This window comes from Pseudomonas sp. P4_D7 (assembly GCF_056401755.1).
The window spans coordinates 1-1,554 of the sequence record NZ_JBFUIR010000155.1 but is presented as its reverse complement, the minus strand read 5'-3'; the positions used below and the strand labels follow the sequence as shown (position 1 = coordinate 1,554).

The 1,554-nt window shown below is 58.9% G+C and carries 2 protein-coding genes; one reads left to right on the top strand and one right to left on the bottom strand.

The genetic code is table 11. The features are described 5' to 3' along the window. A partial coding sequence (locus AC1DVF_RS29210; RefSeq protein WP_477783630.1) for a universal stress protein occupies positions 1-457 on the top strand: 457 nt, incomplete at its 5' end. Between the two features lie 329 nt (positions 458-786). Here AC1DVF_RS29210 and AC1DVF_RS29205 read toward each other — a convergent pair. Beyond that, a partial coding sequence (locus tag AC1DVF_RS29205; RefSeq protein WP_477783629.1) for a DUF4010 domain-containing protein occupies positions 787-1,554 on the bottom strand: 768 nt, incomplete at its 5' end.

Genomic DNA, 1,554 nt, shown 5'->3' with positions numbered 1-1,554 from the left:
TGTCAGGATAGTCGTCGACAGCGGCAGGCCCGTCCTCATCCTTCCAAGGCAAGTCCAGCTTGAACGGGAACCTGCGACCATCATGGTCGCCTTGGGAGATTCCCCGCAGGCGGCGCGCGCACTGAGTGAAGCCATGCCACTGCTAAGACGTGCTCGCAACGTCTATGTGGTCACCGTCGGTCACCGAAAGGACATCGATGAGATCCCGGCAAACATCGATCCGCACCGACTTCTGAGAGAGCACTTGGACCGTCACGGCGTGAACGCGCGGGTCCGTACCATCGAGACCTCCGATCTGGCCGTCGGCGATGCCCTCATCCGGGAAGCTGGTGAGTTGGGAGCGGACCTCATCGTGGCGGGCGCCTTCGGTCACTCGAAGCTGCAGGAGTTCGTGTTCGGGAGTACAACCATCGCACTGCTGGAACGGGCGCCACTCCCATTGTTAATGACACACTAGACGTGGTCGGCCGAAAAAGCTCGCGGCGAGATTTTTTGGGCCGAGCGCAGGGAGTTACGGAAAGTGCCTAGCGTATGACACGCGCCCGAGATTTCTCGGCAGTCGCCATCATGTGCCGGGGCGTGGCCTAGATCGGACAGGGGAGGCGTCGCGCGACATCGTCAAGGTGCGAACAGGGAACCGGGAAGAATGTTGTGAGCGGTATCGAACAACGTTCACGCGTACCAGCGCAGACTGCGTCCGCCAAGCGGAAAAGGGGTAAGGTCTGCATGATTATGGCTCGTTGGGGCCATGCGGCCGGCTGCAACTCACCTGCAGAAATCAGATGATCACCTGAGCCAGTCTCCCAGCCAGGCAGCTGCAATCATGAAGGCAAGACCCGGCACGATACGTGTCGCGTAAGGGACGCCGCCGGCCTTAAAGGCAACCACCGCCTTCATCAATGTGTTGGTGGTGAGGCCAATCAAAATGGGCTCAACGGCTTGCGCACTCGAAATCTTGTCGGCGGCCATCAGGGAGGCGGCTGATGCAGCAGTTGCGTGCGCATCGGCCAATCCTGTCAGTGCTGCGCCCAGCAATATCCCACGCGCCCCCAACCATGCGTTCAAACCCGCTGACACTAGCAGTATCAAACTGACAAGCGTCGCAAATATCACCGCCGTTCTTAGACTGAAAGCATGGCCTACGTCTTCAATTGTAGTTCCTGTGCTGCTGGCACGGGCTCTACGAAGCAAGAACACGAGCCCATACAGGGTGGCGGCAACACCGCCAAATGACAGGGGTAACACCATCTCGGTCAATAAYGATGCCTGTATCAACCCAATGACTACCGTCATTTGAATGATGGTCGCAATGGATGAAAGGACTGCCCCTGCAACCGCTCCGCTCATGAGAGAGGGCTGGCGCGATACGCGTTCACCCATGGAATAAATGGTGGCTGTGCTTGAAACAAAGCCTGCTGCAAAACCAGCCAGCGGCAGTCCATAACGCGGCCCCAGGGAGCGCATGGCCACGTAGCCAAGCGCACTGATCGCCATCACCGCCGCGATCAAGCGAGCAATGGCACGCGGATTGAGTGCATCGAATGGCCCCATGAA